The organism is Streptomyces sp. R28 (genome assembly GCF_041052385.1).
GTDB lineage: Bacteria > Actinomycetota > Actinomycetes > Streptomycetales > Streptomycetaceae > Streptomyces.
In genome coordinates this window covers 1-14,662 of the sequence record NZ_CP163439.1, presented here as the reverse complement: position 1 = coordinate 14,662, position 14,662 = coordinate 1, and the positions used below count along the sequence as shown (strand labels likewise).

Genomic DNA, 14,662 nt, shown 5'->3' with positions numbered 1-14,662 from the left:
CGATGGTGTTGGCGCCCCACCGCAGGTCCCTGCGCCGCACGGCCTCAGCGCGCACCTGAGGAAAGCGCGGGGGCGCTTTGCCGCACTTCTCCAGCGGCTCAGCAGGGGAACCTGACAGGCGAACAGGAGTACGGCCTGTTGGTTGGTGCCGCTCGGAGGGAAAGGAACGTGCCGCGCGGGTCGGGTCGTGTCCGCTCGGGCTGACTGCAACAGACAGAACGCGACCGATCGGTGCATCCAGTGCGTGTTCCGCCGTCGTACGCCGTAGTGCTCGCCGTGCGCTTGTCTTGCTGATCACCCGCAGACCCCGCGCCCCAGGACGTCAACTTCTTCAAGCGTCGGTTGGAGGCACACGGAGTTGCTCTCGTCACGAGCGTGCGTCACGTAAGAGCCCGAGGAGCATGGACCTTTCCACGTGGTAGACGTGGCGTTCGTATGGTTCGAGTCCGGGCCCTTCGGCACGGAGGAAGTCGACGAACGTGGAGTGGTAGACGGCGTAGAGAGGTTCGTTGTAGCTCAGGCTCTGGCGCGTGTTGAGGAACTGCCGCCATTCCCGGACGACGTGACGTGCAACCCGTTCGTCCACGTCACCGGGAGCGAAGTCGACCCAGGCCCCGACCGGGACGGGTTCGTGCATGACGGCCAGACACCGCAACGCGGTCTCGTACTTGTCGGCCAGGACGTCGGGCCATCGGTCCTTCATGACCCGCCAGTGGGTCCGGTAGTAGTTGCGCAGGCCCACAGGCAGCGCGGCCGGATCGATGAGGGCGGCCCGGTCCGGGCCGGCATCGCACAGATCGGTCAGGACGTGCACGACGTAGAGGAAGTTGCCCTGACTGCAGGCAACCATGTCTGTCACGAACGCGTCCCGGGCCAGGCCGGCGGCGGCCACCCGCCCGGCGAGATGGGCGGAGGCATCCAACCGGTCGTTGACGTACTCGGTGATGTCGGCGAGGTTCTCCGGCGCGTCGTCTGACAGGTGGAACCTGCGCAGGCTGCTCACGGCGAGGAAGTCGTCTGCCAGTTCCCGGCTCGTGGCGATGACATATGTGTGCGGGGGGAGTGCGGCCGGGAGATAGAGACGGTTGCCGCCGGACGGCGGTTGCTCCGCCTCGTCGAGGGCATCGACGAGGATGACCACGGGTGCGTCACCACGCCCCTGCGCCGCCGCAAGTGCCAGCATCTGCGAGAGTCCGGCACTGCCGAGCGTTTCCTCGCCCTGCGGCGGCTCGGGCAGGTCATAGCGGTCGGCGAGTTGTGCACAGACCATGGAGGTGAACGCCGTGGCTGAAGTGATGCCCTCGCTGCGGCTGTTGAAGTGATGTACATAGCCCCGGCTGCTGACCAGGTGGGCGACAAGTGCGGTCTTTCCGATGCCGGGTTCGCCCGTCACCAAAAGATAGCCGCTGGGGAAGCCGGGATCGGCCAGGGCGGCATCGATCCGGGCCAGCAGTTCCCGGCGCCCGGTGAACAGCCGTGCCCGTTCGGCGATGAGAGCTGTGAAGGCCATGGCAGGGGGGTGCTGCCCAGTGCGATCGATGCGCTCGGCTAGGGCGCGGACAATCTCCAGTGTTTCCTCGACGCGGTCAGTGAGGGAACCCAAGGTGGTCAGCGTCCGCTCGCTCAGGTTGAACAAGCCGCCGAACTGTGAGTGGGTGGCCAGTGGAGCCAGTGCGCCGCCGGCCAGAGCGTCTCGCGCCACGCCGTCGGTGATCCAAAAGCTGAGTGCGTCGGACAGCCGTGCACCGTCCACGTCGAAACCGGCAAGCAGTTCGACTCCTGACGGGCAGTCCAGGAAGGCCCGAACCATCTGTGACAGCTCAAGGTAGTCTGCGGGGCCGCCGGTCAACTGTGCGCGGTGCTTGCGCAGTTGCTTCGCCAGCTCTTTGCGCCGGGGCTCGGGCAGCTCGTCGGCAACGGCGTGCACAGCCTCGCCGATCGCGCTGTTGACGACGTGACGGAAGGCACGCTGCTGAGCATCGCCGAGGGCCTTGCGTGCCGACCCACGGACTAGCGCGTCACCGGCGTGCACGGTGAGCCAACCAAGCAGGGCGTCGGCGAAAGCTATCGAAGTCAGAAGCACACAAGTCCTTTTGACGTCTTCCCTCGGTGGCAAACACCCGATATTCAAAATACCGGGCATGCTGGATGATGGGGGGAAGTAAGGTGAACCATCCGGCCACTGAACAGATCATGCTGCGCAACGTGCTCGGTGACGCCGCCCGTCGCGGCGACCGGGAGACGGTTGAACTCGCTGCACGCTCCGTGCGGTACTGGGCGATGCGGCTCCGGCTGGCCGATCCGGGGCGGATAGAGCAAGATCTCTCCCTGGCCACCGACCCCGACACCACCGTCTTCGCCCAAGTGATTCGGCAGGGCCGCCACCTGCTCCGGTCCCCGGACGATCCCTGGCAATCGGCTGCCGCCACCCTTCTGCTGCGGCTGGAGGATATGCCGGGCCTTGCGTCCATCGTCGAAGAGACCGAGGCAGCCCTGGACCGGCCCTGGCTACGCGCTATCCGACCGCTGCCACGGGCGGCGGATGCCATACCAGTCCAGACGTTCGCGATCGGCGGTGAACCGCGCGCGATGGCCGTCGCTCACGACGGCAACCTGATCGTCTCCGGTGATGAAGACGGCAGCGTCTCCATTTGGGGCGCTCCGCAGGGCGACCTACGGGCAGTCTCGCCCGGGCACGCCTCGTTCGTCCTACAGGTCGCTACCAGCCCGGACGCCGCACGAGTTGTGTCCCTCGATTTCGAGGAAGCCCAGATCTGGGACCCAGCCGCCGGCTCGCGTGTGAGGATTCCACTCAACGACGGTCCGGTGCTGGCCCTCACCGTTCACCCGCACGGTTCCCACTTCGCAGTGGCCGACGGCCCGTCGATCCGGTTCCTCGACTACGAGGGCAAGCCGGTCCCACTGCGCCAGCCGTTCGTGAGCACTCTCCTCGACCGACTACTGGGATCGATGGCCCGGTTCAAAGAAGGCCGGCCGCCTGCGCTGCCGCCGCTCTCGCTGGGCCTGGTGCTCGTGTGGGCGCTGCTGGTCACAGTGCTCGTCGGGATACCGCACGACACTGCCGCACTCATCGCTCTGGCCCTGTTCTCCCTGCCGCAGCTGGCGCTCTTCGCGCGCCTCCGGGTGAATCTGCGCTGGCCCAGAAACCTCGCCCACGTACTGGTTTCTTCGTTCCACTCCCTCTGCTTCGCCCCGGACGGCCACGTTCTCGCAACGGCGGAACACGGTGGCAGAGTGCGGCTGTGGTGCGCCTCAACCGGACGGCTGGTCAAGACCTTCCGCCAGAAGATCCATGAAACATGGTCGTCTCTGGCGTTCAACCCTGCAGGAACCCGGCTGGCTGTCGTAGACGGCTACAGCAACCTCACCATCTGGGATCCAAGCAGCGGCAGAGTGCTCCTGAACGAGCGCAACGACGTGGCAGCTGCGCGTACATCGATTTCTTGGTCGCCCGACGGCGCATGGCTCGCCTACGGCGCCGACCACTCAGTGCGAGTGCGTCACCTGGCCATGGTCGACGGCGACCTGACCGTGACCACGTCCTCGGCGATCCGCCTGCCCAGCGGCACGACATCCACCGCCCTGGTCCGGTCAGGACAACTGCTGCTCACCGCAGGCGACACCGGCGCAAGCATCAGGCTCTGGGATTACCGCAACCTGCGCGAGCAGACGGGCGAAGGCCCCGACGACCGCTGGGTCCGCTCCGTGGCCTATCACCCCGAAGGCACGTGGCTGGCCTTGGCCAGCGGAGCTGGCGGCACCCTCCTGGTGACCCCCCAAGGAGTCGAAATCGCCCGGCTTCCCCAGGACTCCGCTGTAGTCCATGGCATCGCGACGGCCCTGGACGGCTCCTGGACAGCAACCGGGGATTGGGACGGCAAGATCCGGCTCTGGGACACCGAGGGTCGCCTGCTCTCCGTGTTCGGCGACCAATCCCAAGGCCCCCACCGTATCTACGCGTTGACCGTCTCGGCCACCGGACAACTCGTGGCAGCGTGCAGCGACGGGCAGGTTCGGGTCTGGAATACGAACGGACGCCTGGAGACATGCTTCAGGGCCAACATCAAGAACGATGTCCGGGAAATCGACTTCAGCCGCCCTCCGACGACCAGTGCGCTCCTTGCGTTCGGCGACGGCCTGCTCGCCACGACGGGCGGCGACGAGACCATCGAGATCCACACCCTGGCCTCCCCGGGACCGCCCAAGGTCCTGCACTCACTGCGCGCTGACGGAACGGCTCTCGTTCCAGCGGACGGATCCTTCACCTGCCTCGCTCAGTCACCGCACGGCCGTAGCCTGGCGGCCGGCCACTGGAACGGCGACGTCAGTTTCTGGGAACTCGACTCCGGCACGCTCGCTCCCCGCCTGGCCACAGGTACGTACGCCGTTCAGGACCTGGCCTACTCGCCCTGCGGTTCCCTTTTGCTGACCATCGGGGGCGGCAACCAGCTGAAGATATGGGACGTGGCTTCCCGCACGTGCTTGTTGTGCGTCAGGCTCGAAGGATCCCTCTCGAGTTGCGCGTGGTCGCCCGCTGGTGACCAGATCGCGTGTGGCAGCAGCAGCGGCGTCTTCCAGTTCGGACTGCGGTTCCCCCACCCTGATCAGAGCGACGGTCCGCTGTAACGGGCCCGGAGATCATGCGCAGCACACCGCGGGGGCTCGAGAAGGAACAGCCGGGCGCCGGGTCGGCAGTGACTGCACGCTTTCTGGCCCGCGGCGAGCATTCGGCGGGCTTGGTCGCACGGCTGACCGCACGACGCCGTCTGCCCAGCATGCAGCAGTCGCCGACGTGAACCTGCACATGGGTCTACCGCGCGAGCCCGCATCGCTTCATGGTTCCTTGGCGTGAGCTCAACCCCGACCGGCACAGGACATGGATGGGTGTACCTGCCCGTACCTCCATCAATTCCACGCCCTCTATGCGTGTTTGGAGCGTGAGTCATTGTGTGTTTCGAGTAGAAATGGAACGACGTGCCCAGTGTGTGGCGTCCTTGCCGGCTACTGGCTGCAACAGATGCTGACAGGGACACTGGGCAGACCTATTTCGGCGCGTGACCTGCCTGCCCGAAGCTGCCGCCTGCCAAGCGGGCGTGTGTTTCGACGTTTGTGCGCCGATCCCTGCGAAGGTTCTTCGCCAACTCCTCATGTATCGCGGGTCATTTGCGGCTGATTCGCTGTGATGTGTGCCTTTGCAGGTCGGGAACTAGCATCCTGGCGAAAGCAGTGTTCTTAGTTGAAGGGATGCTTGTGGCGCAACTTGTCCGGCGGCAGCGCGTGAGCGCGTTCGTGGGGTACCACGCGTTTGGTCTGCAGGAGTCCGACGACGCGGAACTGCCCGTCCCCTTCCCCGACGACTTTCATCGCCACTCTTTCCTCGGCACCCACCCAGGACGTCTGGACATCACCAGCGGTGGGCACACCCACACCGCCACGGTCGACGTCGAGGTGTGGGACGGGGCGCCGTCCCCGAACAATCCGGGCGACTGGGACGAGCAGGCCGAAGCCGATTTTGAGTCGACGAGCGGGCACGTCGCGGTGTGGTCCATGCACACGGGCCGGATGGACGAGGTCATCACGCTGGCTGACGCGGGTGGCTCCTGGCGGGTGCGCGTCAGCTGCGTTGGCCGGGCCGCGGCTGCGGCCCTTTCGGAGGGCGAAGGCACAGGTGCCGGTGTGGAGCGCTACCTCGTGCAGTTCTGGCCGGGCGAAGCGTAGAACGCGGAACCGGGAGGGCGGGAGCGGTACTTGGAGCCGCTCCCGCCGGGATGCGCATCCGGTCAGGTGACGATCTTGACGATGAAGCCGTCGTCCATTCCGTCGATGATGCGGTTCTTGGCGTAGTAGCTCTTCAGGATCAGACCGCCGGCTTGGTTGTCATCCTTCGGGATCGGCTTCGCGGAGAAGTTGAACTTCCTGGCCTCCTGGTCGTACTCCACCTCCGCGGCTGAAGCGCTCCGGGTCTGATGGAGGCTCGATTCCCTGAGAGGATCGAGTCATGGCACGTCCGTCCCCCTACCCTGCCGAGCTTCGTGAGCGTGCGGTGCGCATGGTCGCGGAGGTCCGCCCCAACTATCCGACCGAGTGGGCCGCGATGAAGGCGGTGGCCGCGAAGCTGGGCATCGGAGCGGCGGGGACGGTGCGGACCTGGGTCCGCAAAGCGCAGGTGGACACCGGCCAGCGGCCCGGCACCTCCTCGGAGGAGGCCGCGGAGATCAAGCGGCTGCGGGCCGAGAACGCCGAACTGCGGCGGGCCAATGAGATCTTGAAGGCGGCGTCGGCTTTCTTCGCGGCCGAGCTCGACCGGCCGTCGAAGCGCTCGTAGCGTTCATCGACGAGTTCAAGAAGGTGTTCGGCGTCGAGCCGATCTGCCGTGTGCTCTCTGGCCACGGACTGAAGATCGCAACCAGCACCTACTACGCCGCCAGGAACCGTGCACCCAGCGCCCGGGCGATCCGGGACGCGGAGCTGAAAACCCAGATCAGCCGCGTCCACGCCGACAACTACGGCGTCTACGGGGTCCGCAAAGTCTGGCGGCAGCTGCACCGTGAGGGCATCGAAGCAGCCCGCTGCACAGTCGCCCGGCCGATGCGCGACCTGGGCCTGGAGGGTGCCCGACGGGGGAAGAAGATCCGCACCATCATCCGGGACGACGGCCAGGACAGGGCTGGTGACCTGCTCCGGCGCGACTTCACCGCGGCACGTCCGAACGAGCGGTGGGTGGCCGACTTCACCTATGTCGCCACCTGGTCCGGGATCGTCTACGTCGCGTTCGTCGTGGACGTGTTCTCCCGAGCGATCGTGGGCTGGTCCGCAGCCACCAGCAAGCGGGCCAAGCTCGTCCTCGACGCCCTCGACATGGCCCTGTGGCGCCGCGACCGTGCCGGAACTCCCGCTGGACCAGGGCTGGTTCATCATTGGGATGCGGGCAGTCAGTACACATCGTTCGCGTTCACCGCGCACCTCCTCGACGCCGGCATCGACGCCTCGATCGGCACCGTCGGCGACGGCCTGGACAACGCGCTCATGGAATCCCAGATCGGCCTCTACAAAACGGAGTTGATCAAGCCCCGTCGGCCCTGGCGCGGCCTCTCCGACCTCGAACTCGCCACCGCGGAATGGGTCAACTGATTCAACAACCAACGCCTCCACACAGCGACTGGCGATATCCCGCCTCACGAGCACGAAACCAACTACTACGCTCAACACCAGCCCCAACCGGCGGCTGGAGTCAACGCATAGAGCCTCCACCGATCCCGGAGCGCTTCAGGTTGTGGGGCGGAGAGCTGGACGTACTGCGTGAGCGGTTCGTGCACCGGTTCAACCGGGAGGAGCCGCGTCAGTCTGCGCTGGCTTGTTTGCGGGGGCTGGTTACGGCCGCTGGTTACGGCCGCTGGAGCGGAAGAACGGCTGGACGCTGTACACCAGTGGATGGCGAGACCGGACGCCTTCGGGCGGAGGCGCAGATCCTCCACCTCGAAGTGCGCACCTGGCGCCCGTGCTGACCAGCCCGCCGCCACACAGTGAGCGTGGCAGGCAGGGAGGGCGAGCTCCCATGAACAGGAGTGTCGGCGCGAGCGCGGCGCCGGGAGCTCCGTCCACGCCAGCGCGGCCTATCCAGCGGTTTCGGGCTGAGTCTCGGCCTTGGGCGCTGCCGTGGGCTCCGGCGGATTGGGAGCCGTGTAGAAGACGGAATTGCCCTGCTTGGTGCGCTGGGCCTGGTTCCTGGCCACAAGGTTTTCGACGGTGGTGCGCACGACAGTGGTTTTGACGCCACGGGCGGGGTGTGCCTGGCTGAGTGCCGTGGCGATCTCCGCCGCAGAGCGGGGTTCACTCTGCTCCGTCAGGTGAGTGCGGACAAGTTCCACCAGCGTGGGCTGAACCGTCTTCGCGTCGGACTTCTTGCCGGTCTGCTTCTTGGCCGCGGGCTTTTCGGCAGTCGGCGCCTTCGCCTGCTTGCGAGGCTTGGCAGTGGCCTTCTGCCGGGGGGAGGGCACGGTGGCACTGTCGGCGCGTACAGGTTCAGGTGTCGTCGCCGCGACGCCAAGTGCCTGTTGCATGTTCACCAGCACCGTGTGGTCATGCTGCAGAGCGGCCAACTGCTGCTGAAGCGCGGTGATTTCCGCGGTGATGCGCTCCTGATCCTTGACGTTGCGTTCGAGGTCACTGGCTACCTGGTTGACGTATTGCGATGTCAACTCAGTGGCTGGAGCCGTGCTTTCGGGCATCCGATTCTCCTCGGTTCGTGGCCGGGTGAAGCCCCGCGGCCTTGCAGCGAGGCAGGACAGGCACTCAGGCTGTGGGTGCTTGAGTCAGTGATACTACGGGTGGGTAGACCTGTTTCTGCTTCTCAGGCATTGCCTTCGGTCGGCCTGGGATCCAGTGTCGACCTGGCTTGGGACTGCTACGGCACGGTCCGCCGCTGGGTGCGGGCAGGGCTTGTTCACCCATCCACGGCCCTGAGAAGTTGTTGTCTTTCCGGGCTTGAGGACGGCGTTTTCGCTGGTCGGGCATAGGGTCGAGGGTCCTGTGGGAGTGGTGGTCTGTCGTGTCGCCGCTGCTGTGGAGGTCATGGATGCCGTCGGTCGTGGGACTGCTGGGACAGCGCGAGCTCGTCGCTCGCCGCCGTATGGACGAGCTGCGGGAGGAGGCCGATCGCATCCAGGCTGAACTGGCCGTGGCCGAGCGGGACTGGAAGGAATGGGCCATCGCTCGCTCGCGGGTGGATGAGGTGCTTGCCCCGGCGGACGAGACCGGGCATGGCCCTGACCAGGCCGGCCGGACAGCACCGACCGCCGATGGACAGGCCGGGGAGGCATCGCCGACGCCGGGAGCGGCGAAGGCGAAGTCGCAGGTGCCGGTGTGGCGTGAAGGGGTTGCGTGGTCGGTGTTGTCGGTGGACTACCAGCGCGTCCTCACCGCGCTCGCGGACCGGGCCCGGCTCGGGCAGGGACCGCTGACCTGGCAGGAGATGGCCGCCTTGTTCGGCATGGACGTGGTTCCGGCGCGGGTGGAGGCGCTGCGGTCGAAGGCGAAACGCCTGGTCGCGCGTGGCTGGCTGGCCGAGTCGGCGCCGGGCCGGTTCACGCCCGCCCGCGGGGTGAGCGGGCCGGCCGGCGGGTCATGAGCAGAGTCATCGACCAGTAGATCATCACCTCGGCGCTGGTGGTGCGGCGTTCGAAGTCGCGCGCCAGGCGGCGGGTGCGCATCAGGTGGGCGAAGAGACGCTCGACGATCCACCGCTTGGGCAGTACCACGAAGCCGCGCATGTCATCGCTGCGCTTGACGATCGCCAACACCAGCGCGAACGTGGCCAGGCAGTATTCGACTAGGCTGCCGGTGTAGCCGCCGTCGGCCCAGACCAGTTCCAGCAGGTGGTGGGCGTCGGCGACTTGGCGCAGCAGGACTTGGGCGGCGGCGTGGTCGCCGACATCCGCGCTCGTGACCATCACGCCGAGCAGCAGGCCGAGGGTGTCGACCACAACGTGCCGCTTGCGCCCGTTGACCAGCTTGCCGCCGTCGAAGCCGCGGCTGTCGGCGCCGACGACGGCGTCCGCCTTGACCGACTGCGAGTCGATCACGCCGGCCGTCGGCTCCGCGTCCCGGCCCAGCCGCTCGCGGACCTGGGCGCGCAGCCGGTCATGGAACTCCCTGACCAGGGCGTGGTCGCGCCAGCGGCGGAAGAAGGCATACACCCGGTCCCACGGCGGGAAGTCGGCCGGCATCGCACGCCACTTGATCCCGTTGTCCACGAGATACCGGATCGCGTCCGGCAGCGCGCGGTGGCAGTATCCCTCCGGCCGGCCACCCCGCCCGCGCATCCACCCCGGCACCGGCAACAGCGGCCGGACCTCGGCCCACTCCGCGTCCGTCATGTCCGACGGGTACCGGCGCTGCCGTTCGGGCCGGTCAGCCGCGTTGCCGTACACGTGCGCGAGGCAATCACACGTTGGAGCGGCCGAGTTGGACCGCCCGGCCATCAACACGGAAGACTGCGGCACACGGGCCTCCTGTTGCTCTCTGGATTCGACACCCACGAGCTGTTCAGGAGGCCCCTTCCTCATGCTCTCGCCACGGCAGGATCACCCGACCGGAAACCCGCGTTCGACTGCCACCGCTCAAGATCGAAAAGACAACAGCTTCTTAGTTCAGAGAAGGTGGCCCGCACCCGGGCGACGTTTTCGTGGACCAGGACGCGTTCGTCGTCACCGAGCTGCCGGTCGCGCAGGCCCGGGACGACCCGGGCGGCCGCCGCGACGAACGCGTGGCAGGCGGTGACCAGGTCCAGGAACTCCACCGAACGGTCGATCGCACGGATCGCCGGGGCGAGTGGGTTTTTCTCCTCGAAGTCCTCGCGGGCCTGCTGGCCGCGTGCGACCTGGGCCCGGTTGACCTGGTGGCGAGCGGTGTCATCACCCATCGCCTTGAACGCGACGTCCGGCCGGCGCAGCAGCCCCGTGGTCACCTCCGCAGCGACGGACTCGTCCCGGGTCAGCTCCTCGACGACCTTCACCTTGTCGGCCGACGCGACCTTCGAGACCGAGGACGAGGCGGTCGCGGCCGCCAACGACACCGAATTCGGCCTGGCCGCCTACCTGTTCACCCAGCACCTTGACCGTGCCCTGCGTGTCGCCGAATGTCTCGAAAGCGGCATGATCGGCATCAACACCGGACTGGTCTCCAACCCCGCCGCGCCCTTCGGCGGCGTCAAGCAGTCCGGCCTCGGCCGCGAAGGCGGACGCGTCGGCATCAACGAGTTCCTCGAGTACAAGTACATAGCCGTCCCCGTCGGAGCCTGACATGCCCGACCGACTCGTCGTCCTCTACCGCGGCAACCGGCCCCCCGCCACCGCACGCATCGAAAGCCTCGCGGACACCGTCTACGCCACCGAGGAGGAACTGCCCTACCTCCTCCCCGGCGCCGACGCCCTCCTGGCCTGGGTGACCATCACCCCGGCCATCCGTGAGGCCTGGCCCGACAACCCGGAGAAGGCACCCCGCTGGGTTCACGCGGCCTCCGCGGGCGTGGACTCCTTCCTCTTCCCCGCCCTGGTGGACGATCCGGGCGTAGTCCTGACCAACGCCCGGGGGGTCTACGACCAGCCGACCGCCGAGTACGTGCTCGGCCTGATCCTTGCCCTCGCCAAGGACTTCCCCGGCACCTGGGAGCACCACCGGCGCCGTGAGTGGCGTCCGCGCCCCAGTGACGGCATCACCGGACGCACCGTGCTGGTCTGGGGGACGGGGCCGATCGGCCGGGCCATCGCCCGGCTGCTGCGCGCCGTCGGGATGCGTGTGTGCGGCGCGGGCCGCAAGGCCCGCACGGACGACCCCGACTTCGGCACGGTCCACGGTGCGACGACCCTGCGCTCCGTGCTGACGGAAGCGGACTACGTCGTCCTGGCCGCACCCCTCACCCAGGGCACCCGGGGCATGGTCGACGCTCCCGTGCTCGCCGCCATGAAGCCGGGGGCGCGGCTGATCAACGTAGGCCGGGGCGGACTCGTCGACGAGGAGGCGCTGGTCGACCACCTCGCCGCCGGACGGCTCGCCGGTGCAGCCCTGGACGTGTTCGTCCAGGAACCGCTGCCTGCCGAATCACCCCTGTGGGACATGCCCGGCGTGATGATCTCCCCGCACACGGCGGGCGAGACCACCAGCGAGCGGGACGCGCTCGTCGAGGTGTTCCTCGACAACCTCACCCGGCACATCGAGGGCCGGCCGCTGCGCAACGTGGTGGACAAGCGGCGCGGATACGTGGTCGACGAGACGCACCCCGCCTGAGAGCGAGTAGCACGCGCCCCGGCCGGTAACTCCCACCGGCCGGGGCGAATGAGTGAGGCTTGCGTCGGCTACTTGAGAGCCTCTGGCCTGCGGCACCTTGGCTGGAGCCGGACGTAGGGCGTCAGTTCTCCGTGCGTTCGCTTCCCTCTCCGCGGGCGCGCTGCGCGCGGAGTTCCACGGCGTCGAGGAGCAGGCCGATCGCGGTCTCGAACTGGTCTTCTTCGTCGATGTCGGCGAGGTAGGGGGCGACCTGTGCCAGGTTCGGGTACCGCTGTGGTGAGGCCGTCAGGTACTCGCGGCGCCAGGCTAGCCGGTCGCCGTCCTGGGCGCCCTTGTCCAGCACGTTGAAGGAGGCCTCGAAGGCGCTGACGGCGAGCGCCGTATCGGCCAGGACCCGGTAGTACGAGGCCGCTTCGCGTCCCTGGAGGCCGGCCTCGAGCAGGGCGCCGATGACCACGTCGGCGCCCTGGAACTCCGGCTCGCGCCGCGAGGTGCGGGCCGCGACCAGGACGGCCACGCCCGGGTGCTGCAGGCATGCGGCACGGATCCGACGGGCGAGCGACGCGAGGGTCTCGCGCCAGCTGTCCGACGGTGCGAAGTCGTGCAGGGCATCGCTGACCAGCCGGGCGGCCAGGCCGAGCAGCAGGTCGTCCTTGCCGCGGAAGTGCCGCAGGACGGCTGTGTGGTCGGCGCCCAGATCAGTGCCCAGCCGACGGAAGGTGAGCGCTTGCGGGCCGTCCCTCTCGATCACGGCCATTGCGGTGTCCAGGATCAGATCCGGGGTGAGGAAGGATGCCGTACGCCGCTTCCGCCGCGGGGGAGTAGCCCCCGCCGAGCCGGTCTTCGCGCGTGTCATGGCCGTCATCGTATCAACGGCGTTGTCAACGCTGGTCCTCGTGCAGATGGTCGGCCACCGCCCGCAGTGCCGTGACGGACTCCGCGTCACGCGAGGGGTCGTCCGCCGCCGGCCACGCGCTGGTCTTGACGATCACCACGTCGGCGTCCGGGTCCACATACAGGTACTGGCCGTGGATCCCCACCGCGGTGAACGGACGCCGCTCGCCGCCGAGTGTCCACCACTGGTTGCTGTACCCGTAGTGCGGGTAGCCGCTGGGGCCCAGCGCGCCGACCTCCAGGTGCGCCACCCCGCGTCCCCGGCTGCGCGTCACCCATTGCTCGGGCACGATGCGCTGCCCGTTCAGCTCTCCGCCACGGGACATCAGCAGCCCCAGCCGGGCGATGTCGCGGGCGGTGGCATTGAGTGAGCCGCCGCCGACCGCGGTATGCGGACGCCCCCGGGTGAGCCAGTAGTACGCGTCGTGCTCAGCGCCGATGCGGCTCCACAGGCGCTCCGTGGCGTACTGCGCGAGGGAGCGGCCGGTGGCGGACTCCAGCATCCATCCCAGGACCTGGGTGTCGATCGTCGAGTAGCTGAACTGTGTGCCGGCCTCGGTCGAACGCTCGGCTGAGGACACGACCTCGTGCAGCGAGCCGCCCCCTGTAAGCGCCTTGGCGAACCGGCTGATCAGACTGTCCCGAACGGTGTGGTCCTCCACCAGGTCGCCCACCCCGCTGCTCATGTCGAGCAGCTGCTCGATGGTCACTCCGTCGAAGGCGGAGCCCGCCAGCCACGTGCAGTACGCCGTCACCGGCTCGGTCACATCCTTGATCGCCCCCTCGTCGAGGGCGATCCCGATCAGCATCGACGTCACCGATTTGGTCATCGAGAACATCTGGAACCGTACGTCGTTCCCGGCGAAGCGCCCCGGATACGACTCGTGGACGATCTCGCCACCATGCAGCACGACGAAGGAGGTGGTGTTCGTTCGGGCGTGCAGTTCGGCAAGGCTGCGCTCCCGCCCCTCGAAGCCGTAGGTCACGTCCAGGGGGCGCGGTCGCCGGGGCAGGGGGAACACATCCCCGCCGCGGCGGACGTCTTCGGTGGGCATGAGCAGGTTCATGTGAGTGAACGTCCACTCATTGACCGGGCGCCGGGTCATGACCTCGTCCTGGTGGCGCCACAGCCACACCGCCCCGGCGCCCGCCGCGGCGGCTCCCAGCAGCCATCCGCCCGCTTCAATGCGCATTACTGAGCCCCTTCATCGAGTCGGCATGCCGAGCTTCGGCGCCTCCACCCTGGCCCGTCGATCCATCGGTGTCAACAGTGGTGCTAGCTCCGGTGTCAGCAGAGATGTCACCATCGTTGACACGCTATGGGTGAGTGGTCATGATGACGACGGGGTCGTTGAACCCCCCCCTCCGACCGCTCCACAAAGCACAGGAACGGTGACCGATGAACGGCACTGAACTGCCCACCACGCGCCGCCTGCTCGGGAAGCTGCCCTTCGTCGACCCGGGCCGGCCCCCGCTGCCCGCGAGAACCGCGTTCCTGACCGGTGCCAGCTCGGGCATCGGCAAGGCGCTGGCAGCCGAGCTGTGCGCCCGCGGCTACGACGTGTACCTCACCGCGCGCAGAATCGAGGTCCTGGAAGACCTGCGAGCACAGCTCACCGCCGCGTTCCCGCAGCGTTCGGTGACCGTGGCCGCCCTCGACGTGACCGAGCACGAGGCCGTGGCGCGGACGATCGACGACGCGGCCCGGCAATTCGGCGGACTCGGAATGGTCATCGCCAACGCGGGGGCCGACGAAGGGGGCAACATCGGGGAGGGCCGCTTCGAGGCGCACCGCGCGGTGGTCGACGTCAATCTGCTGGGTGCGATGGCGACCATCGACGCGGCCGTCGCACACTTCCGCAGCAAGGGCGGCGGTCAGGTGGTCGGCTTCACCTCCGTCGCCGCCGCGGCGGGCCTGCCGGGCGGGGCGCCGTACTGCGCCTCCAAGGCAGGGCTCACGAGG

11 protein-coding genes and 3 pseudogenes are annotated in these 14,662 nt (G+C 67.9%); 7 read left to right on the top strand and 7 right to left on the bottom strand.

What is annotated here, in order from left to right; all coding sequences use genetic code 11:
* Positions 1 to 367: 367 nt before the first annotated feature.
* A complete protein-coding gene (locus AB5J49_RS00070) occupies positions 368 to 2,143 on the bottom strand; it encodes an AAA family ATPase (RefSeq protein ID WP_369166386.1) in 1,776 nt (591 codons plus the stop codon).
* A gap of 23 nt (positions 2,144 to 2,166) precedes the next feature.
* Between AB5J49_RS00070 and AB5J49_RS00065 the strand changes: the two genes are divergently transcribed.
* Entirely contained in the window at positions 2,167 to 4,647 is a 2,481-nt protein-coding gene (locus AB5J49_RS00065; protein ID WP_369166385.1) for a WD40 repeat domain-containing protein, read from the top strand.
* A 624-nt stretch (positions 4,648 to 5,271) separates the two neighbouring features.
* A complete protein-coding gene (locus AB5J49_RS00060) occupies positions 5,272 to 5,739 on the top strand; it encodes a hypothetical protein (protein ID WP_369166384.1) in 468 nt (155 codons plus the stop codon).
* Between the two features lie 62 nt (positions 5,740 to 5,801).
* Here AB5J49_RS00060 and AB5J49_RS00055 read toward each other — a convergent pair whose 3' ends face one another.
* Complete coding sequence (locus tag AB5J49_RS00055) at positions 5,802 to 5,960, bottom strand: hypothetical protein (protein ID WP_369166383.1); 159 nt, start codon at positions 5,958 to 5,960, stop codon at positions 5,802 to 5,804.
* Positions 5,961 to 6,019: 59 nt separating this feature from the next.
* Between AB5J49_RS00055 and AB5J49_RS00050 the strand changes: the two are divergent.
* A pseudogene (locus AB5J49_RS00050) lies at positions 6,020 to 7,263 on the top strand (IS3 family transposase).
* A 371-nt stretch (positions 7,264 to 7,634) separates the two neighbouring features.
* Here the strand turns inward: AB5J49_RS00050 and AB5J49_RS00045 are convergent.
* A complete protein-coding gene (locus AB5J49_RS00045; protein ID WP_369166382.1) occupies positions 7,635 to 8,249 on the bottom strand; it encodes a hypothetical protein in 615 nt (204 codons plus the stop codon).
* A 347-nt stretch (positions 8,250 to 8,596) separates the two neighbouring features.
* Between AB5J49_RS00045 and AB5J49_RS00040 the strand changes: the two genes are divergently transcribed.
* Entirely contained in the window at positions 8,597 to 9,148 is a 552-nt protein-coding gene (locus AB5J49_RS00040) for a hypothetical protein (protein WP_369166381.1), read from the top strand.
* Here the strand turns inward: AB5J49_RS00040 and AB5J49_RS00035 are convergent.
* Positions 9,105 to 9,896 (bottom strand): IS5 family transposase, encoded by a 792-nt coding sequence (locus tag AB5J49_RS00035; protein ID WP_369166380.1) that lies wholly within the window; start codon positions 9,894 to 9,896, stop codon positions 9,105 to 9,107. The genes AB5J49_RS00040 and AB5J49_RS00035 overlap by 44 nt on opposite strands.
* 281 nt (positions 9,897 to 10,177) lie before the next feature.
* A pseudogene (locus AB5J49_RS00030) lies at positions 10,178 to 10,558 on the bottom strand (DUF6192 family protein); the annotation flags it as partial.
* Between AB5J49_RS00030 and AB5J49_RS00025 the strand changes: the two are divergent.
* Together AB5J49_RS00025 and AB5J49_RS00020 are read left to right on the top strand one after the other, a co-directional pair.
* Positions 10,497 to 10,820, top strand: a pseudogene (locus tag AB5J49_RS00025) (aldehyde dehydrogenase family protein); the annotation flags it as partial. The pseudogenes AB5J49_RS00030 and AB5J49_RS00025 sit on opposite strands and share 62 nt — an antisense overlap.
* A 1-nt stretch (position 10,821) precedes the next feature.
* Positions 10,822 to 11,805, top strand: coding sequence for a D-2-hydroxyacid dehydrogenase (locus AB5J49_RS00020; RefSeq protein WP_369166379.1), 984 nt, complete (start codon positions 10,822 to 10,824; stop codon positions 11,803 to 11,805).
* A gap of 121 nt (positions 11,806 to 11,926) precedes the next feature.
* Here AB5J49_RS00020 and AB5J49_RS00015 read toward each other — a convergent pair whose 3' ends face one another.
* Both AB5J49_RS00015 and AB5J49_RS00010 read right to left on the bottom strand, forming a co-directional pair.
* Positions 11,927 to 12,661, bottom strand: coding sequence for a TetR/AcrR family transcriptional regulator (locus AB5J49_RS00015; RefSeq protein WP_369166378.1), 735 nt, complete (start codon positions 12,659 to 12,661; stop codon positions 11,927 to 11,929).
* A 25-nt stretch (positions 12,662 to 12,686) separates the two neighbouring features.
* On the bottom strand, positions 12,687 to 13,892 hold the full coding sequence (locus AB5J49_RS00010; protein WP_369166377.1) for a serine hydrolase domain-containing protein: 1,206 nt from the start codon (positions 13,890 to 13,892) through the stop codon (positions 12,687 to 12,689).
* A 206-nt stretch (positions 13,893 to 14,098) separates the two neighbouring features.
* Here AB5J49_RS00010 and AB5J49_RS00005 point away from each other — a divergent pair.
* Positions 14,099 to 14,662: SDR family NAD(P)-dependent oxidoreductase (locus AB5J49_RS00005; RefSeq protein ID WP_369166376.1), on the top strand; the 564-nt coding region annotated here is incomplete at its 3' end.